Source organism: Enterococcus sp. 3H8_DIV0648, from assembly GCF_002140655.1.
Taxonomy (GTDB): Bacteria; Bacillota; Bacilli; order Lactobacillales; family Enterococcaceae; genus Enterococcus_A; species Enterococcus_A hulanensis.
Map to the genome: position 1 here is coordinate 2,643,253 of NZ_NGLG01000001.1, position 24,942 is coordinate 2,668,194.

A 24,942-nucleotide genomic window follows, 5' to 3' on the forward strand; every position below is an offset into this window, starting at 1 on the left:
TCCATAGATTACCAGATGACCTATAGCTCTTCAAATATAGTTTTCCATAGTACCAATATCTCTTTCTTTTTAAGTTACAAATCGATTTAGTTCCTCACATGTGATCCCCTTATTCTAGCTTTCGTTTTATACAATTTGACGTTTTCGATATCCTAAACGCTACCGTAAAATCCTATGTGATATAATACACGTGATAATTGACGTATTTGATAGATGCTTATTAAGGAGAAAAAAATGAGTTCTTTTCTTTTTAACTATTTTTTTTATTCACATATTTTAATCGTTGCGTTGTGCTTTTTCATATTGGAAAAAGTGTATAAAGAAAAAATCGGACCTATTCTGCTGTTTTCACTTTTATTAGCACTACCAATAATAATCAGCATTTCCTACTCTACACTAGATTTATTGGTTCTGTTTATCCTCTTATTTGCCTTTTCCTATATTACATTGAGTAAGAAAAACCCACTGAAAATTGTTTTATCGATTATGTGTTCTGCCCTAATTGAGATGATGATTTCCTTATTTTATGTAGAAGTGAATAAATACTGCCTTAGTCTAAAAAATCAGGTTATGGCGAACTTCTATTTATTTTGTACGATTATATTTTCACTACTAATTTGTATAGTGATTTCGTTTTTCTTGCGAGATAGATTGTATCCTTATTTAGAACAAAAAGGAAAATTGAACAGTGTTGCATTTTCCCTAATGATCTTTGTCTTTAGTTACCAAGCAATAGAAATGATTCAAAATTATGCGGACAATCAAAATTTATTTTTTATGCTAGTACTCTTCTATGTTCTTTTAACTAGCCTAATCGTTATGGTTATTCGAGGTATTTCACGAAACACTTTGCTGAAAGCTGAAGCGAAAAACGCTACGATTATAGCAGAGTTGCAAAAACAATATGTAGATGAGGTCAAAAAGCAATATCAGGAAACCAGGAAATTTCGCCATGATTACACAAATCTCCTATCAACCATCAACTATTTTCTTGAAAAGGATAAAATTTCTGAATTAAAAGAGTTTTTTTCGAACGATATCATGAAAACCAATGCGGAACTAAAAGAAAACAACCTTATCCTTGATTCGTTACAAAATATTGAATCTTTGGGAATAAGAAGTATTTTCTATACAAAACTATTGCTAGCTCAAGAAAAAAATATCGATGTTCACATTGAAATTAAAGAATTTTTGCCTGAAATAGATAGCCTGAATGTTCTTTCAGCAGTTAGGATTTTCGGGATTTTTTTAGATAACGCAATTGAGGAACTAGATACCATCCAAGAAGGAACGTTGACGATAGTAGCATTTAAAGAGAACAAGGATTTAGTTTTCATCATTCAAAACACCATTAGAGAAAAAACACTTCCGCTTCAAGAATTAAAGCAAACGGGTGTTTCAACTCGTGGCGAAAAAAGAGGATTGGGGCTATCAAATGCGGAAGAAATCCTATTAAAGGAACCTAGCATTCTTCTAGAAACAAAAATTGAGGAGAAACTTTTTATTCAAAGAGTTACCATTTTAAGTGAGGTGGAGTAAGTTGTTGCCGATATTTATTTGTGAAGATAATGACATTCAGAGAAACGCAATCGAAGAATATATCCAAAATTACCTAATGATTGAAGAACTAGATATGGAAATTAAATTGAGTACCAACAATCCCTATGAAATTCTCTCCTACTTAGAAAAAAAATCTATTTCCAATGGCATTTATTTTTTGGATGTGGATTTACAATGCGATATTGATGGAATAAAGCTAGGTGGGCAAATTAGGAATAAAGATATCGGCGGAAAAATAATTTTTATCACCACTCATAGCGAAATGATGTATTTTACATTTAAGTATAAAGTAGAAGCGATGGATTACATTCTCAAAGATGACATGCAGGATTTACAAAAGAGAATCATAGAGGCTTTAGAGCAAGCGAGCACACACTACCAAGAAGATAAAAATAATCCAGAAGAACGACTAAAAATAAAAGTAGGCAGTAAGATTCGCGTCTTTCCCATGAAAGATGTGATGTTTATTGAAACTTCGCATGTACCACATAAGTTGGTTCTACATTTAGATCAAAGTACAGTGGAATTCTACGGAAAAATCAACGATCTTGAATCTATCTCTAACTCTTTGTTACGCACGCACAAATCTATTATCCTTAACGTTGAAAATGTCAGTGCCCTGAATCGAAAGAATTATGAAGTAACGATGGCGAATGGCGAAGTTTGCCCCATAGCTATGAGAAAGTTTTCTACGCTAAATAAGCGTTTAGGATCGAAATAGATCCTTTAATGATAATTTTCCTTTTTTATTACTAAAACTCATTATAATATGCAGTTCCGCCTGCAAAGCATAAAGGAATGACTAGGATGAATTATTACAAAAATCAAGGTGGGTATATAGGTGTATATTTGAACAAATAGATTTTTTCAGTTCTGAGTTATGCTAATCAAATATCCCCATTAAAAATTGACCGACCATTGAAGCACAAAAGATCTGAACTCCTTAAAAATCAAGGTTTCAGATCCTTTTTGATTGTTCTATTCAAACTAAGACGTCGTTCCCGTAATCCATAATAGACAGATCATTCGCCCAATTCAAGTAATCAAAAAAATTGACTACATTCCAGTTACCCTTTCTTCGCATCCCGCGCCATTTTCGCACCGCTTTTCCATCCTTGACCAACTTTTTCGCCAATTGCGTAATAGCCATTTTGGAATTGATCAAAAGCAAATGCATTGAGTTTCGTTGGATCGATTTTTCCTTTTTTATCCAGAACTTCTTCATCGGCTAGAACGTTGAGCACCTCGCCGATTACCCGATAGCCGAACTCATCGTCTTGAATATTTACTACTTTGCACTCCAAAGTGACAGGAAATTCTTCTACCACTGGCGCATCTACTTTGTCGCTCTTTATCGCATGCAAGCCGCTGCGCTCGAATTTATCTGGTATCTTATTTCCAGTAGCGATTCCAAAAAAATCGGCTTCTTTCAGATGCGGAATATCCGCAATACTAAGAGTGAACGCGCCTCTTTGCCGAATATTCTCAGCTGTTTTATGCGTTTTCGTGATATTCAGTGCCACCAGATTCTTGGCACACATACCGCCCCAAGCCATATTCATCACATTCACCACATCATCCTCGCCATAAGTGGCGATCATCAAAACAGGCATCGGAAACAGATACGGGTGCACACCAAGTTCCTTTTTCATACAATATTCCTCCTTCTAAACTTACCCTAGACAGATCGTTAACTATATTGTTATGGTATTAACAAACCAAATAATAATCAAGTACCGATATTTTTGTAAGTAACTTACCAAAAAGAAAGCGTGGGATAAATATGGAAGATAAACGTATCTGCGATGCTAATTTTGAAGAGACCGGCTTTAGCTATACCATGTCGCTGATCGAAGGAAAATATAAGATGACAATTCTATACTGCTTGGAAGAATTTTCGATCGTTCGTTTCAATGAGCTACAGCGCTACCTCAACTGTATCTCGGATAAAACATTGAGCCAAAAGTTAAAAGAACTACAAGCCGATGGATTGATCCATAAAGAAATCTATCCCCAAATTCCGCCAAAGGTCGAATACTCACTTACCGAACGCGGGAAATCTCTGATGGGTGTGCTGGATCAAATGTGTATCTGGGGCGAGAATAATCGGATCGATGAAAATATTTAAGCAAATGTTCTAAATGTTTTCCCCCACGGGTTCTTTCAATTCAGCGAGAACAAATCCTCGCTTTAAAAAAAAGAAAGTAGTATACTCTGTTTAACTTATTAATAGTAAGTAAAATAGAGTGGTTTTTGGGGAGGTCATCTACGTGAAAAAAATTGGCTTTTTGAGTTTCGGGCATTGGATGGATCAGGGTTCACTTGTGAAAACAGCCGCAGCTTCTTATTTGCAATCCATTGAATTAGCTGTTGAAGCGGAAAAGATCGGGATCGACGGCGCATACTATCGTGTGCATCATTTTGCGGATCAGATTGGTTCGCCGTTTCCATTACTTTCAGCGATCGGAGCTAAAACCAGCAAGATTGAGATCGGTACCGGCTTGATTGACATGCGTTATGAAAATCCATATATGATGGCGGAAAATGCCGGACTAACAGATATCATCACTCAAGGCAGAGTGCAATTAGGTGTGGGCCGTGGTTCACCTGAACAAGTCCTTGATGGTTGGAAATACTTCGGCTACGACTACAGCGAAGAAGAAATCAAAGATGTGACGCGCGAACGAACATTAGAATTCTTGAAACTGATCGAAGGCGGACGTTTTGCTGAACAGAATCCACAGCCTATGTTCCCGCAAGCACCTGGGAAATTACGGCTTGAACCTTATTCAGAAGGCTTGCGCCAACGAATCTGGTGGGGTGCTGGTTCGACACAAACAGCAGTTTGGGCAGCGCAACACGGAATGAACTTGCAGTCATCGACATTGGTGAACTACGAAACCAATGAACCTTTCCATGTGCAGCAGGCCAAACAATTACGGGCTTATAAAGAAGCATGGAAGGAAGCTGGTCATGACTTCGAGCCGCGAACATTAGTTACACGCTCGATCCAACCAATCACGACCGACTTGGATCGTCAACTATTCGGCCATCAAGGCGACGATGCCAACTACGATCAAGTTGGGTTCCTTGCGTACCACCAAAATCCAACGATCTTCGGCAAAACCTTCGCAGGCGAACCCGACAAGATTGTTAAGGACTTGGCGGAAGATGAAGCGATTAAGGAAGCCGATACTGTACTTGTGACAATCCCAAATACATTGGGTGTCGAATACAATATTCATTTACTTGAGAGCATCGTGAAAGATATTGCTCCTGACTTGGGCTGGAGATAGATCGCAAAAAAGAGCGCGTCTGAAAAAATCAGACGCGCTCCTTTTAATTATTTTACGATTGAAACAGGTCCTGTACACACTGTAGTAGCGACTTTATAGTAATCGTCGGCATCAATGATAAATACGGCAAGTGCCATATCTGAAAAACCTGATTGGATGATATTGATATAGTGTCCGCCGTTTGTGTAATCACCGAGTCTTCCGGCCTCCCGTTCATTTTCAATATATTGCTCGAACATCTGCTGAGCAATCAATTGAGCAAGAATACTCGAATCTCCCTTCACATCCGATTTTCTAACGTAGGTCTGGGAAATATTTTCAGTCCAAAAGCCCATTTTTTCTGACCCTTTTTCACGAGCAATCACATAGGTCCCATCGCTGACGTTATTTGTCGGACGATTATGAGAAAAATTATACATGACTTCAACTGCTCGCTCGGCGACTTCCCGATATGCTGCCTCATCCTTCGTGTTGCTTACCTTCGTTTCACCGTACTTTTCTTGTTCCTCCTGAACCAGCTTTTCAAAATGCTTCGCTACTTCTTTTGAAAATTCGACATTCACCAATTTATCCGCTTGTTCAACCGTGACTTTAGTATCACTATTTGCTACGTGGTCTTGGATTGCTTGAATTTCAGCATCATTCGCTGATTTAATAGCTTCAATGATTGGATCTGTAATTTTCTTGTATGTGATAGTGGTCGTATAGGTAGTGACCGTATCACCATTAGCTAATTCTTCTATCGTTTTGACAGGTTGGGATTCGGAAACCTTTTCGTAACCTGTCAGATCACTTAGCTCTTTCCCTGTTTCATCGACATTTTTTGTTACGTACTTATTGATATTTTGGATTTTGTGGTAGATCACGGTGGTCGTATAGGTGGTGACTGTGTCCCCATTGGACAATTCCTCTACACTTTTCACCGGCTCTGATTCCTTGATTTTGAAATAGCCTGCTAAATTACCTAGAACATTACCGGCTTCGTCTACGTTTATAATCACTTCTTTTTCTGTGTTTACTATTTTGTGGTATGTCACTGTGATCGTGTACGTAGTGACCGTGTCGCCATTGGCTAATTCTTCTACACTTTTCACTGGCTCGGATTCTTTGATTTTGAAATAGCCTGCTAAATTGTTCAGAACATTGCCCGCTTCATCTACGTTAATGATTACTTCTTTTTCTGTATTTACTATCTTGTGATATGTCTCCGTGGTCGTGTACGTAGTGACCGTGTCGCCATTAGCTAGCGTCTCAACAGACTTCACTGGTTGAGATTCAGTGACCTTCACATATCCAGCAGTGTCAGTTATTGTGTTTCCTTCCTCGTCTACCATAATCGTTACAAATTTGTCCACGTTGACAGGAATATGCGGCAAATTATTCTCGACTTCTTCTGCCGTATCACTTGCTTTACCAATATGATTTTCGGTATCGGCCGCTGAGTCGCCAGCCTCTTGCCCTTTTGTTTCAACAGTATTCGCCTCAGTGATTACTCCTTCGATAATCTGATCCAAGAGAGCGATGCGGTCGTTAAGGGTTTGGATTTTATTCGATAAATTATTGATCTGTTGGTCTAAAGCAGTGATACGACTATCATACTGTGCTAACTCTGCTTGAATTTTTTTGGCTTCTTCACTAATTGCGGCGGTCGATGGGTTCGGAAAATCCTCCAACACCTGCTGGGCGGCAGCTAGTGTATTTTGCGCTTGGACAATAGCTGTTTCAATCGATGCTTTTTCAGCAACAGCAGAATTAAATGTTGCCTCCGCTGTATTATACGTAGCTTGCGCATTATCAACAGCTTGTTGAGCCGCAGCTAACTGTGCCCCGTACGTAGTTAACTCGCCTTGTGCCGCGGCAAGTTGTTGAGTCAATTGCTCCAACTGCGCTTGGATATTCGTGTCATCTCCCGCTTGGCCTTGCAAAGCAGAAATCTGTGCACTGACATCATTCACACGTTGTTGAGCATTTGCTTGATTGAGACTCGCTGCATTAATGGTCGTTTGAGCAGTCGATAAAGCGGTTTGAGCGGCTTGTTGAGCAGCTTGAGCTTCAGTGACTTTTTGCTCGACTCCTATTAATTGTGTGGTGAGGCCATCATAATTGGCTTGTGCCTCTGCCACCTTAACTGCTGCCGCTGCTTGTTTTGCTTCGAGCTCGCGATAGGCTTTGTCGTTTTCTTTATTTAACGCCTCCGTTAATCTTTGCTCCGCTGCTTGTTTTAGCCGTTCAGCTTCCTGTCGTTCTTTTTCAGCCGCTTGTTTTTCCTTAGCCGCCTGTTGTCTTTCTGCTTCTGCCGCCTGTTTTTCTTTTTCGGCCTGTGCTTTATCGATTGGTTTTACCGTTTGGTTAGTAGGCTCATTAGCTGCAGCCACTTGTCCAGAATTGCCCGCGTTAGATGTTTTCTTATCTGCTGTATTTGTTTGCGGTTTTTGTGGTTTCTCTGACTGAGTTGGATTCAAGGTTCGGTTGGCAAAAGGTTTCGCTGGATCAAGCTTATCTCTCTCAGTAAGTTCCCTCTCACCGATAACGCTTCCATTTTCATCTATTACAGTAAGCTTAGTGCCGTCGAATTTGATCGTCGTTCCAACAGGGATCGTATACTGACTGCCTTCTTCAAATCCATTCAGCTCCATCAAGGTCTGCCATTTTACATTTACTGCTAAGCCGATATTGTAAAACGTATCCCCGGCTTCAAAGATATAAGAATTTTGCCTCTCTTTCAACTTTGCTTTGATTGTCTCTACCGAATTGGCTTGCCAAACACTCGCCTGTGTTTTTTCAGGGTTGGAGATGAGTATGCAGCCTAACAGCAGGATAGTTAGCAGCACACCGGTCCTCCACACTCTGTACAACTTTGCGCGATACTTCTGCTCTACATGGTCACGTAAATGATTTACTCTTATTTTTTCCATCGCACTGCTCCATTCTTTTTTGATAATTTACCCACATTTATTATATCTTTCGTTATTTTTCAATTCTATAGCTGCGGGTGAAATAGATATTTCTAAAAAAAATTAAAAAATTCACTTTTTGAATTATCGCTAAAAATGAACAGTGCTGAATTTAGGTAGGCATCTATACTCGCCCAAACAAAATTGTTACGTTATTCAGTAACCCGCGTTATACTAATACATGTAACTACTATATTAGGAGGTATTTCTTAATGGAACAGTTGAAACTAAACAATGGTCAGATGATCCCTCAATTAGGGCTGGGCGTTTTTAAGGTGCAAGATCCAGATGATCTAAAAAGCGCAGTAGCGGCTGCCTTGAAAAGCGGCTATCGTCACTTTGACACTGCAACGATTTATAAAAATGAAGCTTGGCTTGGTGAAGCTCTTGCCGAAAGCGACGTTAAACGTGAAGACCTATTCATTACTTCAAAAGTATGGAACAGCAATACGACCTATGATGAAACAATCGCGGCTTTCCACGAATCATTGAAGCTGCTGCAAACTGATTACTTAGACCTATACTTGATTCACTGGCCTAGCGAAGGCTATAATGAAAAATGGCGTGCAATGGAAAGTTTGTATAACGACGGCTTGATCAAATCTATCGGGGTTTCAAACTTTGAAAAACCTCATATGGAAAAATTATTGACCACCGCAAAAATCAAACCGACTGTTGACCAGATCGAAACACATCCTTACTTCCAACAAAAAGAACTTCATGAATACTTGAAGAGCTTGGATATTGCTCACGAAGCCTGGGGTCCGCTTGGACAAGGTAAAGGAAATGTGATGGAAGACCCAACTTTAGCGAAGATCGCCGAAGCTCATGATAAGAGTATCGCTCAAGTCATCCTGCGTTGGCATTTGCAGCGTGATATCATCGTGATTCCAAAATCGGTTCACGCAGAACGAATCGCACAAAACATCGATGTTTTTGACTTCACGTTAACCGATGAAGAAATGAAACTGATCGCTTCTATCGACAAGAACCAACGCGGTTCTGGCGATCCTAACGATGAAGAGTTCTTAAAAGGAACATTGAGCAGAAAATAATTAGTTATCTATTGAAGCGCAGCCCCTTGTACGAGGCTGCGTTTTTTTGTGCTGAAGCAAAACGCCTCTCGCTTTTGCTACGCTTGAAACAGAAAAGCTTTCTATCATACAACTTGCGACTGATGCCTTTCGACTTATCTAATCATATAATAAATAATGTTAACGATTACAACAAAAAAGATTATTTTAGGAGGCAACATGAAAAAGCAACAAGCATTAATGGGGTTTATCACAATACTGACGCTTTTCTTTTCTACGCTGACTTTCACATCGCCAGCGTCTGCGGCAACAGAACACGATGAAATTTCTAACATGATCCAAGAGAATATTGACAAGGCAAAAATACCTAGTGTATCTGCCAGTATGATACGCAATGACAAGGTAACTTTTATCGCTCGCGGAAAGCAGTCTGTAGATAAAAATACACTCTATCACATCGGGTCAACATCAAAAGCGTTCACTGCTTTGGGTATTTTATGGTTAGAAGACGAGGGCTCGCTTAAACTTGATGATCCTGTAGCAAAATATCTGCCTTGGTTTCACGTAAAGTACAATGGTAAAACTATTCCGGATGAAAATCTTTCGATTGCTAACTTGGTCTATCAAACTAGTGGATTTACCAATCAGGAAAATAAATTTCCAGCACCTGAAGAAAAAATGACTCTTGAAGAATATGGACATGCATTATCAGGAGCGGAATTGGCCTCTCGTCCTTCTGAAAAATACGCCTATGCCAATATTAATTACAACTTATTGGGATTGATCATTGAAACAGTAACTGGAAAAAGCTACGCAGATTTTACGAATGACGTAATTTTTAAACCATTAGGATTGCATAACACTTATGCTGATCCTCTGTTAGCAGAAAAAAATGGTGAAATTATCCAAGGCAGCCGGTTATCTTTTTTCCGAACGCACCCCTATGAAGCAGCGATCAAGCCAGCGTCAATTCCGGCAGGCTTCATTATTTCTAACGCAAAGGATATCAGTCGCTGGCTGCAAATCCAATTAGGTATCATAGACGTATCTCCGCAAATGAAACATCTCATAGAGAAATCACACCAACCAGATTCCACGCAGCGGATTGATGAAGACACGCGTTACGCCGCCGGATGGTTTGTTGACAACGATGGGATGATTTATCATTCTGGCGGAACACCAAATTACTCCACAAATTTTGCTATACAACCGAAAAACGGCATAGGTACCTGTGTTTTAACAAACATTAATGCATCGGCAAATACGAATCTGATGGCCGAAAATATCATCCATATCATGGAAGGCGAGCCTGTCTTGTCCTACAAGCCGGATATCTGGGTGACGATCGATACCATTTTTTCTATCATGACATTTAGCTGCATTCCATTGCTGCTTTTAACGATATTCCTATTTTTCCGAATCAAAAAACAATATCGTACCGGAGATCGAATGAAAAAAGTAAGCAAAAAACGACTTGTTAGCTGGTTAATCCTCCCAGTGCTTTTACTGATTTTAGCGATTATTTTCCTTTTCGTATTTCCAGCTATCTTTAGCAGCGATTGGATCGCACTAAGTGTATGGGCTCCTTTCAGCATCTACATCGGTGCCGGATCATTCACCCTGCTGTCTCTAATGATTCTTGCAACAGCATATGTCGCCAGTCTCTATCCGAAAAATGAATAAGCTTTTCAAATAGACTAAAAAAACTCCACAGACAGCAAAAAAAACAGCGAGGTGATAATCGTCCCCTCGCTGTTTTTCGTTAGTTTTTAATTACCGGCCGCACATACTTCCAAAAGCGTTCGGGATCGTGATAAAAGTAAATGACCCGACCGGGCGTAGTATCGTAAGTATACTCTGTATCGGAAAAGTCAAAGTTTGCCATCGCTTGCTCTACTTTTTCTTCAACACTGCGATTCTCCTGCTCATAATCAAAAGGCCCGTGTTCAAAGACAAGGTACTCAGCTTCCGGAACATCCATCATCAGCATTTGCTCCGGCACTTCGCCTTGATAATCTGCTGGCAAGCGGACACCGTAGCATTCCGACCGCAAAAAGCCCCAATCACAAAGCCGTCCTGCCGGATCACTGATGTAAGCCATCGCTTGTCCGCTGCTGCTATCGTTTTGACTGCCGCCCTCATCATCTAGTTTCCCCTTGATACTATCCAATAAACCGCTGATCGTATCGCAATCCTGTCCCGGAATTTGACTTTGCTTCTGCCAAAAATCCCAATAGCCGTTACTCTCATTATTTTTGATGTGTAAAAACTTGTGGGCCGGAATCGTAACAAAATAAGTTTTGATCTCTTTCGTTGATTTCACCATACCAATCTCTCCTAATCCTAAAAAGTAGCGGTCAAAAGAGGTGATTTTTGTGCGAAGTACGACTGGCTTCGGCTGCTTGCGATATTCGCTGGGCGCAATTCCGTACATTTTCTTGAATGCGCGAGTAAAGGCTTCATGTGAGGAAAAGCCGTAATCAAAAGCAATATCTAAAAAGCTTTTCTCGTTGTCGCGGACTTCCTTTAAAGCAAAGGCTAATTTTCGCTGACGCAAATAATCACGAAAGGGCATGCCAGAGATCTCTTTGAATTTTCGCGTCATATAAAATTCGGAATAGCCCAGCTTGCGAGAAAGCCGGCGCAAGGTCAGCGCCTCATCATTATAATTTTTGATACAGCGATCGATCTCATCGACAATCTGTTGAATCTGTTTTTGCCAATCATACATAGTTTTCACCCCGTTTCGACTACCCTGAATTTATTATAGGAAGCAAAGAGGTCTGGCGCTTGATTTGACTTGTCATCTTTTTAATAAACGATTTTTACTTTGTCGTTCATAATCTGTTTCGTCCGTTCGATAAAATAGCCGCGGGACAAATCCTGCCCTTGATTGACATGGATCATATGCTGATTCGCCAGTTCGTCCGTATAATCCTTCAATGCGTACGTTTTATATGTTTGATAATTATCGCCAATATACGTGATCGTCGGCCAAAACTCGACCTGTTCAAATTTGACAGCTTTCTTTTCTTTATCATAATCGATCGTCCAGCGTCCCATACCGCCTAACATCCGATCATTTTCTGCCTGTGAGGAAATAAAGTTCCCCAAAGAATACATCACGAGTGTTTGATTGCCGGACTTGCCTGTCAGATAATCCATTGGTTGGATGACATGGGGATGCCCGCCGACGATTACATCCACTCCAGCATCACTCAAAAGCTGGGCCAGCTGTGTCTGATTTTCATTCGGGACAAATTGATATTCTTCGCCCCAATGCATACTGACGATTTGAACATCGCTCTGCTTGTTTAATTCCTGCATATCTTGTTTTATCTGTTCTTCATCGATCAGGTTGACCAAATAATCTTTGCCTTCAGGCAGCGGAATCCCGTTCAAGCCGAAGGTATAGGACATCAAGCCGACCTTGACTCCTTTGATATTTTTGACATGGAGACGCTTGGCTTCTGGTGACTTTTGCGAACCAGTTACCGTAATATCAGGATACTTCTCCAAATACTCCAGCTGTTTAACGATCCCTTCTTCTCCTTTATCCATAGTATGATTACTAGCCGCGGACAGCCAATTGTAGCCCGCATTATGCAAGGAATCTAATACTTGAGTCGGGCCATTGAAGGTGGGATAACCCGATAGGCCTAATTCCTCTCCCCCGCAGATTGTTTCCAGATTAATATAGGAAAGATTCCGATCTTTATTTAAGTATTGCGTTGGTTCATACATCTCATCAAATCGATACGTCCCATCCGGCTGTCTCAAATGATCGTAAATAAAATCATGGATCAAATTATCTCCAACTGCTGAAAAATTCAGCTTCACTGGTGACGTACTTTTCGCTTCTGATGACTTTGAAGCAGATTCTTTCGTATCTTTTTCCGGCTCATTACTGCTGCACCCGCTGAGTAACAAAAGCATGATCATTCCTACTTTAAAAAAATTCTTCACAATCTAACCCCTTTTCGCTATCTTCGCAACAAACGAGTGGCCTTTACATCGTTACAAATTTCTTCTATACAAAATATCTTACGTTAATTAACCGGAGATAGGAATAGTTATTTTAATTCCTTTTTTTAATAAATTTATTATTTTATAAATAGTCGCAGATCATTCTGCGATTGATTGCCTGTTACTCAAAAGAATCAGCGATTTTCCTTTTTTAGGCTAAAAGAAATCGCCAAAGAGATTGATAATCATTTTCATTTAGCATAAGATAGGCTGGTAAGCTCTTTCTTTTATTTCATTAATGGAGGTCACACTTGTGAAAAAAATCTTATATTTTTCTCTTGGTGCAGTCACCTTTGCACTAGGAACGCTGGGAATCTTTCTTCCCTTTTTACCGACAACGGTATTTTATTTACTGACAGCCTTCTTTTGGCTGCGGAGTTCTGATAAATATTACAATAAATTCATCCAGTCTTCCTTCTATAAGCGAGCCGTGGAGGAACCGATCGTCAAAAAGAAAATTACCAACGCGGGGATGGTGCGGATGTTTTTGATGATTCTCGTAGTCTTTTTGATTCCCGGACTTTTGGTGGATAATACGCCGATGCGGATTTGTCTGGTGGTCGTATACATTGCGCATGTGATCGGTTTGACGTGGTATCTGCGCGGAAAAAAAGCGTCTGTGAAGGCGGGCGAACCAAATGATTGATCGGCGCTTATTTGCGATTGCTAAAAAGAAGACTCTGATCCTGCAAGTAGCGATCCGCTGTATTAGCCTTGGTTTGTCCTTGTATATTTGGCGGACATTAGCTCTTCAATTGAGTGAAACGCTTCAAGGAAGTCAACTTGAGCTGAACTTTTTCGGTGTGATCCTGTTGGCGCTTATCGGAAAATTGGTCCTCATTCGTTTATCGGCAAATCTGACGGATCAAGCCTCGGCAGATTTACGAGTCGCGTTGCGAACAAAGGTGATGGAAAAAGCCTTTCGTTTAGGAAATACCTCCCGCCAATTACCAGCGACGACCTTGGCTCAGCTTTCTGGTGATGGGATCGAACAGCTGGAAATGTATTACGCGCATTTTTTGCCGCAGCTTTTTTATTGTCTGCTGGCTGCTTTGATTTTATTTGCTTACCTAGTTTCTCTTGCGTGGCTGCCAGCCGTAGCCATGTTGCTTTGTGTGCCCTTCATTCCTGTTACGATTATGCTGGTGATGAAGATCGCTAAGCGGATTTTAAGCAAGTATTGGGATCAATACACGAGTCTCGGGACTCGCTTTCACGAAAGCCTCAGTGCTTTAAGTGTCTTAAAGGCTTACGATCAAGACGAAGCCAAGCAGCAAGAATTGGCGGCTGATGCCCAAAAATTCCGCAAAGCGACCATGAGCCTGCTGTCGATGCAGCTGAACTCGATTACGATCATGGATATTTTTTCTTATAGCGGCGCGGCATTAGGGATCGGTTTGGCACTGATTGCTTTTCAGCAACAGCAATTAACGGTTTATGGGGTACTGATTTTTATCTTGGTGGGCGCGGAGTTTTTCTTACCGATGCGTCAGCTGGGATCGCTTTTCCATGTAGCGATGAATGGGATCAGCTCCTGCGGCAAGATTTTTGATTATCTGGCATTACCGGAAAAATCAGAGGGCTCCATCAAGGATTGGCAGGAATCACTCAACTCGATTACTGTAGACAAGCTGGATTTCACTTATGAAAATCAGCAAGCCCCAGCGCTTCAAGCTATTTCGCTAAACCTGAAAAAAGGCAGCTTCACCGCTTTTGTCGGCAAATCCGGCTCAGGCAAAAGTACCTTCGCTCAGCTATTGTTAAATCAATTGGACGATTATCAAGGGAAGATTCAGTGGAATCAAACCGAGTTAAGGGAATTAAACAGCTCGGTAGTATTAGACAAAGGAATCTTAGTGAATACGAAGGATTTTCTTTACGCTGAAAGTATTCGCGACAACCTGCTGCTGGCAAATCCGCAATTAACTGATGATGAACTATGGCACTTATTAGACCAAGTAAAATTATCTGCTTTCGTGCGCCAATTACCCGAACAGCTAGACACCGTCTTAGAAGAAAACGGCAAAAATCTTTCTGGCGGACAGCGGCAACGACTGATCCTAGCTCGTGCTCTGGCGGCCTCTGCAGAACTATATATTTTCGACGAGATCACTTCAGGCGTCGATATCGAAAGTGAAGAAATTATTTTGGAAACACTCAAAGCATTAGCAAAGCAGGCGATCGTAATTTTCGTTTCCCATCGTTTATACAATGTGCTGGCTGCCGATCAGATTTATGTCTTTAAGGATGGAAGGATCGTTGAAGCAGGGACGCCGCAAGAATTGAAACAAACTTCGGATTATTTCAACGCCTACTTTACAGAAGAAAATCGGCAAATGAGAGGAGCGAGCGCTCATGAAGGATAGTACGTTGATTTTCTGGCTGCTTTCTTTTACCAAACCCTTTAAAGGAAAAATGTCGCTGGCGATCCTGTTGGGGATCATCAGCAATCTAGCGGTCGTAGCAATTCCTGTGATCAGCACCCTTACCTTGCTTCGTTTGATCGCTGGTGATGCGGTGAATCTTTCGGTGATTCTAGCAGTATTGATTGGCTGCGGAATTTTACGCGGTGTTGCCCGCTATTTGGAGCAATATCAAAACCACGACATCGCTTTTTCTTTATTGGCGCACATTCGCGAGGAAATCTTCGCGGCTTTAAGAAAAATCGGCCCGGCTCGTTTGACCGGCAAAAACAGTGGCGAACTAATCACATCGATCTCAACCGATGTGGAGGCGTTGGAGGTCTTTTTCGCTCACACGATCTCCCCTGTTTTTATCGCTTTAGGCACAACGCTTGTGACTTTTATTTTTCTGGTACGTTATAATCTAGGATTAGCCTTGGTATTGCTCGCTGGACAGCTTTTGATTGGAGGAATCATTCCCTTCATTAGTTACCGCAAAAATTTACAAATCGGCGACGACTACAAAAAAGCCTTTGTGCAGGTCAATCAAACCATCATGGAAAACGCCAATAGTCTAAAAGACATTGCTCAATTTCATTTGGAAAAGACGCGCTTGGAGAAATTGAAGGCCGACAGCAACATCTTGAATCACGAGAATCGACGCCGGATTTTCCAAGGTAATTCGCTCCAGTTATTAAGCGAGTTGGTAGTGATCGGAACAACCCTCTGTGTCTTTTATTTTGGCAGCAGTCGGGGACTTTCGTTGGACACGATCGTGATTTCCGTAGTTCTTAGTCTGAGTTCCTTTGGTCCGGTTTTGGCATTAGGCAATTTAGGTAATGCGCTGTTGACGACCTTCTCCAGCGGACGTCGCTTATATCAATTGGTCCACGAAGAGCCTTTCGTAGAATTTGAGGAAAGCACCGAGTCACTCGCAACAGTCGGAAACCTTCAGGCAGAAAATCTGTCTTTCCATTATCCAGCTACTGATAAGGCTGTCTTGGAAAACATCTCGTTTGAATTAAATAAGGGACAAAGCATTGGAATCAGCGGCGAAAGCGGCAGCGGAAAAAGTACCTTGCTGAAGCTTTTGATGCGTTATTGGGACCCCGACAGCGGGAAATTAACGATCAATGGGCTTCCGCTTTCTTCATTAGAAGAAGAGTCGCTTCATCAATTAGAGGGTGTCATGGAGCAATCAACCTTTTTATTTGAAGACACGATTGCTAACAATATTTCCTTAAAGCGAACCGACGTCTCACAAGCAGCGATCGAAGAAGCGGCTAAAGCCGCAGCACTTCACGACTGGATTCTCTCATTGCCCGAAGGTTACGAGACACAGCTCAGCAAGCTTTCCCGCAGTATCTCCGATGGTGAACGTCAGCGCATCGGGTTGGCTCGCCTCTTGGTTTACGATGCACCGATGATTTTGCTGGACGAGCCTACCAGCAATCTTGATTACGTAAATGAACAAGCCATCCTCGCTTCCTTTAAAGAGAAATTGCAGGATAAAACCATGATCCTCGTTTCCCATCGCGACAGCACCCTAAAGATTGCGGAGAAACAATTACACTTAGAAAATGGACAACTGAAAAACAAATAAGACCGTGAGAATCTCGCTCGATAAAGTTGAGATTCCCACGGTTTTTTTGTATCAGCTGCTTTTCCTTAAAGATGAAACTCCGCTGCTCTGCTTATTGTTTTTTTCTCATATTTGATAATTATTATATTTCTATAATCTATGAGAATAATCTTATACACATCTAGATGTGTATAAGAGACAGATACTAACTAGTGCACATAATTTAAAAATAAGTGATAATTAATTTCTTGCAAATTAATTATCGTCTTTTATTTTTCTATTAAATACAGTTGATTCATTCATAAAAAAATGAAATTTTGCGGGGGTTCATTATGAGAAAAAAAGTATTTTTAGTATTTGGAACGCGACCGGAAGCCATCAAGATGGCACCACTAGCTAAGAAACTAGCGGCGGATGATCGCTTTGAGAGCAAGGTAGTGGTTACTGGTCAGCATCGAGAAATGCTCGATCAAGTCTTGCAGGCCTTTTCGATCGTTCCCGACTATGATTTGAATATCATGCACCAGGGTCAGACCTTGAGCGAGATTACTAGCCGTGTCCTTGAAAAATTAACCGTCATTTTGTTAAAGGATCGGCCGGATATTTTATTGGTTCACGGAGATACTACCACGACTTTTTCGGCTGCTTTAGCCGCTTTTTATCAACAGATCCCGATTGGTCATGTCGAAGCTGGTCTACGGACGTGGGACAAGTATTCCCCCTTTCCCGAAGAGATGAATCGACAATTAACAGATGATCTGACCGATCTTTATTTTGCTCCAACGATGAAGAGCAAAGAAAATCTAGTTAAGGAAAGTCATTCGGAAAAATATCTGTACGTTACAGGAAATACAGCGATCGATGCCATGGACAATACCATCGACAAAAATTATACGATTCCCTCCGCCGTTTCAAAGGATCGAAAGAGAATCGTTTTGGTCACTATGCATCGGCGGGAAAATTTAGGTGAACCGATGCAGGCTGTATTTAACGCAATCAAAAAAACGGCGATTGATTACCCAGATACACAATTCATTTTTCCGATGCACAAAAATCCAGCGGTGCGAAAAGTTGCCCAAGAGACGTTAGGCAGCTTAGAAAATATTTCCTTGATCGAACCTTTAGACGTGATTGATTTTCACAACTATGCCAAACAAAGCTATTTGATCTTAACCGATTCCGGCGGAGTTCAAGAGGAAGCGCCGTCCTTGGGCGTTCCGGTATTAGTTCTACGAGATCAGACTGAACGGCCGGAAGGCGTCGCAGCAGGTACCTTGCGCTTGGTTGGAACCGGCTCCGAGACTGTTTACGCGACCATCAAAGAATTATTCGAGGATTCGGCTGCTTATGAAAAAATGGCAAAAGCCAGCAACCCCTATGGTGATGGAAAAGCCAGTGAACGAATTACAGAAGCGATCGCCCATTATTTTCAATTAGCGGAACGCCCAAAAGACTTCAGCCTTTAAGGAGAACAATACTATGAAATATATACGACGAATTCGAATCGAGTGGATGATGATCTTGGTAGCCGCCGTCTTTCTCGTTCAAAATTTGATTTTAGATGATCGCTTTGGTTTTGTGCCGGTGTTGAGTATTTCTCTTCTAGCCTTTTTTGGATTACTCGTAGGTTTTTTAGGAAATACGATCACGGTCGCGGTCTTTTCTATGCTAGTGATGACGACGGGAACCTTTCTTCTATATTACACGCCTATCATTATGCCGAGATTGGAAAAAATTTACTTGATCATCGTGATCCCAATCTTTGCTGTGTTGGGACTTATTGCAAAAAATAGCGTGCTGTTCAATCGGCGCTTAAACACTTTTCAGCCACGAATGCACCGATACTTGACAACCTTGGACGAAACGACCGGATTATACAATAAAGAAGAATTCGAAGCACGCTTTGAGAAATTTAAATGTGCCATGAATTTATACGTCAAATCTGGCCGGGGACTTATCGTATCCTTTTACACGGTCGATTACATTGAGCAATTGAGGTATCAAAATGCCCAAGCGACGGATCAATTGCTGCAGGCGTTATCACAAGAGCTGAGTGATATTCGGTTGCCGGAAGAAGACCAGTTTTATTTAGGCGATGGGACTTTTGTCGTCATGTCGCCTGTCTATCAATCAGGTGACAGTCTGACCTTCATTCAAGAATTGAACCAAATAACCAAAACACAATTCTCGCTTTTTCCGTTTAAGAATTTTGAGCGTTCGCAAAACACCGTCATCCGTTTCGGCGAAATTACGATTGAAGGGTCTACCGAATTAACCGCAGAGCAAGTGATCAGTCGGGTAAGACGACGCTCCGAAGCCGATTTGACCGATGAATACATTTTATAAGGAGGGAAATAGACATGGATCAACTGCTCATTTATTTCTTTGAAGCGAGTAAGGTCGTCACAGGAATATTTTTTGTCGCCGCCGTGGTTTTATTTTTCTGCTTATTGATTATTAAGGACCGCATCTGGCGTTACTTTAGGAGGCGCGATTACTGATGAGTGCAATATTATTAATGATCGGGATCATCTCGATCTGGTTCTCGCTGCTCGTTACCTTGGTTATCCTATTTGGTGCTGTTTATTTTCTGCTGAAAAATATACGGCCGCCGAAAAATCGTTTAGAGCCCCTCAGCTCCTACCCGCTGATTACGATCGTGGTGCCGGCACATAATGAGGAGATCGTGATCCAAGATACGGTGAAGGCCATTTTGAGTATGAACTATCCGCGGGAAAAAATGGAGATTCTCATATTTGCGGATAATTGTGACGATGATACCTATGAACGCGTCCACGCGATCTTCCAACAAGCTGAAAATGAAGGCTACTATTTGACTAAAGTGATTGATCGCAGAGGAACCGGCGGCAAAGCTGGGGTGCTGAACGACTCGCTAAAAATCGCCCATGGAGAATACTTGTGTGTCTACGATGCCGATGCGATGCCTGAACAAAATGCGCTGTATTTTTTGGTCCAAAAGGCACTGGAAGATCCCGAGCGTTATGCTGCGGTCTTTGGCCGCAACAAAACCAGAAATTACAAACGCAACTTTTTGACCCGCTGTATTAACTTAGAGATCGTAACCAGTCAGCGGATCATTCATACCGGTATGTGGCAGCTGTTTAAGATTGGACAGATTCCCGGCACCAATTTCATTATTCAAACGCAGCTGATCAAAGAACTAGGCGGCTGGGATAATGGTGCCTTGACTGAAGATACCGCCCTAAGCTTTAGAATCATGAAGCTGGGCAAACTGATCGCACTGGCTTCTCGAGCAGAGGCCTTCCAGCAAGAGCCTGAAACCCTCGCGGTCTATTATCGTCAGCGAAAACGTTGGGCCAAGGGAAACTATGAAGTCATCATCAATAATATGAAGGATATCTTCGGCGGTTCAAACTGGCGCATTCGCCTGCAGAGTATTTATTACTTCAATACGTTTTTCTGGTTTACCAGCGCGATCATTTTATCGAATATCATGTTTATCGCCAATTTGATCGCCATGATCTTGCATATTTGGTTTCCTTCGATTGATGTGATCTTTACGTTTGGTGGGAGCAATCGCCAAATTGGGGCACTTTTATTAGTAAATTGGGCATTGATGTTTGCCATCTATCTGCTGCAAATTCAATTGGCCTTATCCAGTCAATTTGGACAGGCTACCACAGCCAATTTCTTTTATGCCATTGCATCATACTTCACCTATTCTTTATTGTTCATCGGAATATCGATCGTCTCGCTCTTTTCTTATATAGGGGACAAAATATTTCGGCGTGATAGCAGCAAATGGTATAAAACACAACGTTTCGACGACTAGGAGGCAATTTTTATGCGCAAACGTCCTGCAATTATGTGGTCACTGCTGGCTTTGATTTTTTTTGGTTATGTAGCAGCGGTGGTTTTTAATATAAACGACAATCAAACCAAGTTAGAAAAAGAAACCTATCAACAATGGCGTTCTGCTTATGTAAGAGAAAACGATGAAGGAACCTTCGTCAAAACAAATCCTAAGGGAAAAAATGATATCTCCCTTTCTGAAGGCCACGGTTACGGAATGCTGATCACCATCCAAGCGGCAAAACGCGGCTGGGCTTCCGAGGAAGAGTTCAATGAGCTTTACCGCTATTACAGTAATTCTCAAATCAGCAAAGATAATCCGTTAATGAGCTGGCGACAAAAATTCGAAAATGAGAAACAGGTCGCAAAAGAAACCACCAATGCCACAGACGGCGATCTGGATATTGCCTATGCCTTGATCGAGGCAAGCAAGCAGTGGCCAGACCGCTCGACAGATTATCAACAGGCGGCGAAAAAGCTGCTCACAGCGATTAAGACGAGAAACTATAATTCGACCAACAAGCTGTTGACTGTGGGGGATTGGGCGACAAAGGATTCTGAATTTTATAATCTGATTCGGCCTTCCGATATCATTCCCAGCTATTTCGATACCTTCGCGGCATTCAGCGGCGATGACTTTTGGCGGACACTCAAAACAAATTCTGTAAAAGCCTTGGAGACAATGAGCAAGCAGCACAAAACCGGATTGATTCCAGACTTTGCTTGGGTAAAAGATGCCACGATCACACCTGCGAAAAAAGATCAGATCGCTAATGCCAATGACGGTAATTATGGCGCCAATGCCTGTCGGATTCCCTGGCGGCTGGCCAGCTCGAATGATAAAAAGGTCAATCAGGTACTAAGCAAGATGATGAACTTCTTTTTAAAAGAACAGACGATCACCGAAGGCTACACCCTTTCAGGACAACCATTATCGTCAAGCCGCTCCAAAAACTTCTCGGCACCGATTTTATACGCCGCAAAACAAAAGGAAGCCTATGGAGATCTCGTAGACTCTCAATCTTGGGTAGTCAGCGATGACTTATCAGGCAATGATTATTACGGCGATACGTTAGCAACGCTCGTGACTATGCAAATGAATCAAAAATAAAGACAAGAAGCGGCTGCGCTTCTTGTCTTTTTGCTTATCTAAAAATATCAAAGTCGTTCAAAAGATTCTTCAAGTTCTGAACATCCCAAGGCAGAAGCTCGGCGATCGTCAAGCCGACAATCTCACTTTGTTCCGCGATGGCCGCCATCGTTTCTTTCACTTCCTGCAGCGTCATCTTCCCCGCCGCCGCAGAATAATCCGCAACTCCCGGCTCTGCGAAATAAATAGAACGAAATTCATTTGGATCTAAAACATCCAGATCAAAGTGGACGACTACTTTGGTAAACTGATTTTTTTCCAACCATTCTTTGATCTCGTCTGGTTTTAAACATGCCTGAGCTTGGACTTTATAGTCGATTCCCAATCGCTGCAAAATCAGCTTTTCATCAGCAGTCGGCTCTTGAAGACCAACATATAAAACATCACTTGCCGCAAAAGGATGCTGCACCTTAGCCGCAAGAACGGGATCACCGTCATTTAACAAATTCCCCAAGACCATCGCATGCTCATTAAAGAAAATATCCGGCGTCGAAACATCAGGATGCGCATCAAGCCAAATAATTCCCAATCGCTCCCCATACTTCCCATGCAAGTAATCAAACGGTGCCTGAGAAACCAAACAGTCGCCGCCTAATGTAATAATCTTGTCCGGCGACTCCTCTTCGATCAGCGCCATTGTATTCGTCACAATTTCAGCGACGATACTTTGAGCCGTCACGCCATTTTCTTTCACCAGCGGCTGCTCATACTGAGGAACGGGTACGGTAAGATCTTTTTGCTCCAAATTTTTAGGAACCAGAAACGAAAGCAGATCAGAGCCAATTGAGTAGACGGGGTTATTGCCGCCTTGCCATTGAGGTACTTTTAAGCGAAGGGTTGTATTCAAGGTTGCCTCTCCTCTATCGATTTATTTACTGCTTTCATCTTACCTTTATTTGCTTTGCAGATGCAAATCTGAGTCCTCGGCTTCAATTAGTCGGCCGCATAGTTTCCAATCAAATAACCGTATTGTAAAATATGCCAATTAATCATCCAATTTGAAAACAAACTATAAATTCAAGGAAAATTCGTTCTTGTTTAGTAATGACACAAGTGTGTCACCCAGTTGATAGCCTCGTCCCCACATCGTTTTCAACTCATTTTCGTCAAAACCGACGTTGATCATTTTTTCTCGGATACAGCTTACTAAGAAAGAAAGCTGGCAGACGTTTGACGTATTCACTCCGGTTCCCCAGATTTTTTCGCAAAGCTCTTCTCTGGATAATTGCGATCCATTTGCCTTGTATAAATAGTAAACGACCTTCCGCTCATTTTTTGTTAAACGGGAAATGAATTTTTTGTATGTTTTACTCACGTCACTCTTCAATTCGCCGATTTGTTCCTTCAATCTAGCAATTTTCTCAATAAATTCTTCCATTGACGTCTGGTCTGTAAACCACTCATCAATTTCTGGAATCATCCAGTCTAGGTCCGTTTCCTTTAATTGCTCTTTTGCCCCTTTTCTTAACAGCAGCAGCCCTTTTCGTTTTAACGAACTCAAATATTTAGACATTTCCAAACTAGAAATCGTATCGCTTAAAATGGCGATCGAAAAATAGCCGGCAACCTCTGGATAAAAATCAACTTGGTCTAATAAGCTGGAGGTACAAAAAACTTCGTCGTTGACCTTTTGAAGTGCAAGCTGCAAGTCTTGTTCCGCCAATGGATTCTTCGTAATTATCAATATTTTTGCCATTGTTTATCCCACCTTTTTTACTATGTTGTTTGTTGTTTGTCCTATCTTCCATCTAATTCCGAATACAAAGCACTTAGATTCGTAATCAGTAAAACCAAAATCTTATCAACGACCTCTGCGATATCTTCTTCAAAGTTCGAGGCAAACCATTTTTCAATAATAGAGATCACTCCATTAGTCATAAACAAAGAATAATATTCAATTCTTGATTCCTCTAAATTTTCATAAAACCGCCGAGGCAGCGCTTGGATGAAATGATCATGATAGTTTTTTTGCAGGATGCGCATAAAATCCAGCTTTTCATGATTCATATTGTAAAAAGCCCACACTAATTTCTTGTTACAATAGAAGAAATCAAGAATTTTATATGTATAAGGATAGAGTCCCTGATATGTATCTTTTTTCTGATCAATATTCATTTTTCCCAATAATCGCGGGTCACTCTTTTGAAGTTCATTGAAGGACTCTAAAAATTGATCGAGTAATTCGTTGAGCAGGGCATCTTTATTTTTGAAATAATTATAGAAGGTCACTCTGCTGACATAGGCATTTTCAACAATCTCATTAACCGTGATGTCTTCATACTTCTGCAAAGCCAACAGCTCTAAAAAGGCGTCAAAAATACTTTTTTTCACAAGATTTCTATTCAAATTAGCTTTTTTTCCTTTCTATGTTTGGCTACGCTGTCAAATCGCGTTACAATCGCATTAGGGGGTGTGACTATGTTGGATGAAAAACGTAAACTGATTGAAGTAGCTTTTCTTGAACTGCTGCAGACAACTGAATTTAAAAAAATCAAAATCAGTGAGATTGCAGCAAAAGCCGGTGTTAGTCGTGTAACCTTTTATAAAAAATTCCAAAACAAAGAAGATCTGTTAGACAGCATCGTTGAAGATTTTTTAGCCGAAATGACCCACGTTTTCCAATCAAACGTCCTTTTTTATGAACAAGTAGGTGTTCCCAGTGTGGAAGCTATTCGTACAAACCTAACCACTAGAGTTGAAAACGTGATTCGCTTTTTTGGGGAGAATCGCGAAAAAATAGAAATCCTCACTTCGCAAAACAGTGAGATCGACCTGTTAAAATATGTACGAAGTCTCTTTAACAAACAGCTGAAAGGCAACCTTCCGCTGATTTTCTCAGTTAATTTTGACCCTCAGACTTTAAATGAATATTTAGACTATTTATCAAAAGGCAGCTATTTAATCATTGGTACTTGGATTCGTAAAAGATTCGAGGACAGTCCCGAAGAAATTACTGAGATCATAGTCAATACTTCATTACCGATCTTTATTGAGCTTTATCAGAAAAAGGGACTGGACCGTTGATTCTATCTGTACTTTTCATAACACCTCGACATCATATGGGATTCATGTCGAAAAACCAAATTTCCTGCTCTTTCCAATCA

At 41.2% G+C, this 24,942-nt stretch carries 22 protein-coding genes; 15 read left to right on the forward strand and 7 right to left on the reverse strand.

Features of this window, described 5'->3' with window-relative positions:
• Positions 1-234 precede the first annotated feature (234 nt).
• Both A5875_RS12165 and A5875_RS12170 read left to right on the forward strand, forming a co-directional pair.
• On the forward strand, positions 235-1,539 hold the full coding sequence (locus tag A5875_RS12165) for a sensor histidine kinase (protein WP_176244668.1): 1,305 nt from the start codon (positions 235-237) through the stop codon (positions 1,537-1,539).
• Position 1,540: 1 nt separating this feature from the next.
• On the forward strand, positions 1,541-2,281 hold the full coding sequence (locus tag A5875_RS12170; RefSeq protein WP_088933841.1) for a LytR/AlgR family response regulator transcription factor: 741 nt from the start codon (positions 1,541-1,543) through the stop codon (positions 2,279-2,281).
• A 346-nt stretch (positions 2,282-2,627) separates the two neighbouring features.
• Here A5875_RS12170 and A5875_RS12175 read toward each other — a convergent pair whose 3' ends face one another.
• Positions 2,628-3,212, reverse strand: coding sequence for a flavin reductase family protein (locus A5875_RS12175; RefSeq protein WP_088933842.1), 585 nt, complete (start codon positions 3,210-3,212; stop codon positions 2,628-2,630).
• 131 nt (positions 3,213-3,343) lie between these two features.
• Here A5875_RS12175 and A5875_RS12180 point away from each other — a divergent pair, with 131 nt between their 5' ends.
• Positions 3,344-3,688 (forward strand): winged helix-turn-helix transcriptional regulator, encoded by a 345-nt coding sequence (locus A5875_RS12180; RefSeq protein ID WP_088933843.1) that lies wholly within the window; start codon positions 3,344-3,346, stop codon positions 3,686-3,688.
• Positions 3,689-3,830: 142 nt separating this feature from the next.
• Positions 3,831-4,856 (forward strand): LLM class flavin-dependent oxidoreductase, encoded by a 1,026-nt coding sequence (locus A5875_RS12185; RefSeq protein ID WP_088933844.1) that lies wholly within the window; start codon positions 3,831-3,833, stop codon positions 4,854-4,856.
• A gap of 47 nt (positions 4,857-4,903) precedes the next feature.
• Here the strand turns inward: A5875_RS12185 and A5875_RS12190 are convergent, their stop codons facing one another.
• Positions 4,904-7,771, reverse strand: coding sequence for a LysM peptidoglycan-binding domain-containing protein (locus A5875_RS12190; protein ID WP_088933845.1), 2,868 nt, complete (start codon positions 7,769-7,771; stop codon positions 4,904-4,906).
• 251 nt (positions 7,772-8,022) lie between these two features.
• Here A5875_RS12190 and A5875_RS12195 point away from each other — a divergent pair, with 251 nt between their 5' ends.
• Together A5875_RS12195 and A5875_RS12200 are read left to right on the forward strand one after the other, a co-directional pair.
• Positions 8,023-8,865 (forward strand): aldo/keto reductase, encoded by an 843-nt coding sequence (locus A5875_RS12195; protein ID WP_088933846.1) that lies wholly within the window; start codon positions 8,023-8,025, stop codon positions 8,863-8,865.
• Between the two features lie 198 nt (positions 8,866-9,063).
• Complete coding sequence (locus A5875_RS12200) at positions 9,064-10,527, forward strand: serine hydrolase domain-containing protein (protein WP_088933847.1); 1,464 nt, start codon at positions 9,064-9,066, stop codon at positions 10,525-10,527.
• A gap of 79 nt (positions 10,528-10,606) precedes the next feature.
• Here A5875_RS12200 and A5875_RS12205 read toward each other — a convergent pair whose 3' ends face one another.
• Together A5875_RS12205 and A5875_RS12210 are read right to left on the reverse strand one after the other, a co-directional pair.
• The gene (locus A5875_RS12205) at positions 10,607-11,575 is read right to left on the reverse strand and encodes a helix-turn-helix domain-containing protein (RefSeq protein WP_088933848.1); all 969 of its coding nucleotides are present in this window, start codon (positions 11,573-11,575) and stop codon (positions 10,607-10,609) included.
• An 80-nt stretch (positions 11,576-11,655) separates the two neighbouring features.
• The gene (locus tag A5875_RS12210) at positions 11,656-12,810 is read right to left on the reverse strand and encodes a CapA family protein (protein ID WP_088933849.1); all 1,155 of its coding nucleotides are present in this window, start codon (positions 12,808-12,810) and stop codon (positions 11,656-11,658) included.
• A 313-nt stretch (positions 12,811-13,123) separates the two neighbouring features.
• Here A5875_RS12210 and A5875_RS12215 point away from each other — a divergent pair, with 313 nt between their 5' ends.
• From A5875_RS12215 to A5875_RS12245, 8 genes are all read left to right on the forward strand, one after another.
• On the forward strand, positions 13,124-13,516 hold the full coding sequence (locus A5875_RS12215) for a YbaN family protein (protein ID WP_088933850.1): 393 nt from the start codon (positions 13,124-13,126) through the stop codon (positions 13,514-13,516).
• A complete protein-coding gene (locus A5875_RS12220; protein ID WP_088933851.1) occupies positions 13,509-15,236 on the forward strand; it encodes an ABC transporter ATP-binding protein/permease in 1,728 nt (575 codons plus the stop codon). The genes A5875_RS12215 and A5875_RS12220 overlap by 8 nt, the downstream gene beginning before the upstream one ends.
• Positions 15,226-16,875, forward strand: coding sequence for an amino acid ABC transporter ATP-binding/permease protein (locus tag A5875_RS12225; protein ID WP_088933852.1), 1,650 nt, complete (start codon positions 15,226-15,228; stop codon positions 16,873-16,875). The genes A5875_RS12220 and A5875_RS12225 overlap by 11 nt, the downstream gene beginning before the upstream one ends.
• 311 nt (positions 16,876-17,186) lie before the next feature.
• Positions 17,187-18,320, forward strand: a complete 1,134-nt coding sequence (wecB, locus tag A5875_RS12230) for a non-hydrolyzing UDP-N-acetylglucosamine 2-epimerase (protein ID WP_088933853.1) — start codon at positions 17,187-17,189, stop codon at positions 18,318-18,320.
• A 13-nt stretch (positions 18,321-18,333) separates the two neighbouring features.
• A complete protein-coding gene (locus A5875_RS12235; RefSeq protein ID WP_088933854.1) occupies positions 18,334-19,200 on the forward strand; it encodes a GGDEF domain-containing protein in 867 nt (288 codons plus the stop codon).
• A 14-nt stretch (positions 19,201-19,214) separates the two neighbouring features.
• Entirely contained in the window at positions 19,215-19,355 is a 141-nt protein-coding gene (locus tag A5875_RS23690) for a hypothetical protein (protein ID WP_171004955.1), read from the forward strand.
• Entirely contained in the window at positions 19,355-20,668 is a 1,314-nt protein-coding gene (locus A5875_RS12240; RefSeq protein WP_088933855.1) for a glycosyltransferase family 2 protein, read from the forward strand. Before A5875_RS23690 ends, A5875_RS12240 begins: the two co-directional genes overlap by 1 nt.
• 12 nt (positions 20,669-20,680) lie before the next feature.
• Entirely contained in the window at positions 20,681-21,799 is a 1,119-nt protein-coding gene (locus A5875_RS12245) for a glycosyl hydrolase family 8 (RefSeq protein ID WP_088933856.1), read from the forward strand.
• 34 nt (positions 21,800-21,833) lie between these two features.
• Here the strand turns inward: A5875_RS12245 and A5875_RS12250 are convergent, their stop codons facing one another.
• The 3 genes from A5875_RS12250 to A5875_RS12260 form a co-directional block, all read right to left on the reverse strand.
• Positions 21,834-22,685, reverse strand: coding sequence for an arginase family protein (locus tag A5875_RS12250; RefSeq protein ID WP_088933857.1), 852 nt, complete (start codon positions 22,683-22,685; stop codon positions 21,834-21,836).
• A 162-nt stretch (positions 22,686-22,847) separates the two neighbouring features.
• Positions 22,848-23,534 carry a winged helix-turn-helix domain-containing protein gene (locus A5875_RS12255; protein WP_088933858.1) on the reverse strand — a complete coding sequence of 229 codons (687 nt, stop codon included), beginning with the start codon at positions 23,532-23,534 and terminating at the stop codon, positions 22,848-22,850.
• 41 nt (positions 23,535-23,575) lie between these two features.
• Positions 23,576-24,169, reverse strand: a complete 594-nt coding sequence (locus A5875_RS12260; protein ID WP_254911870.1) for a TetR/AcrR family transcriptional regulator — start codon at positions 24,167-24,169, stop codon at positions 23,576-23,578.
• Between the two features lie 87 nt (positions 24,170-24,256).
• On the opposite strand from A5875_RS12260, the gene A5875_RS12265 reads away from it, so the two are divergent.
• Positions 24,257-24,862, forward strand: a complete 606-nt coding sequence (locus tag A5875_RS12265; protein ID WP_088933860.1) for a TetR/AcrR family transcriptional regulator — start codon at positions 24,257-24,259, stop codon at positions 24,860-24,862.
• Positions 24,863-24,942: the final 80 nt, after the last annotated feature.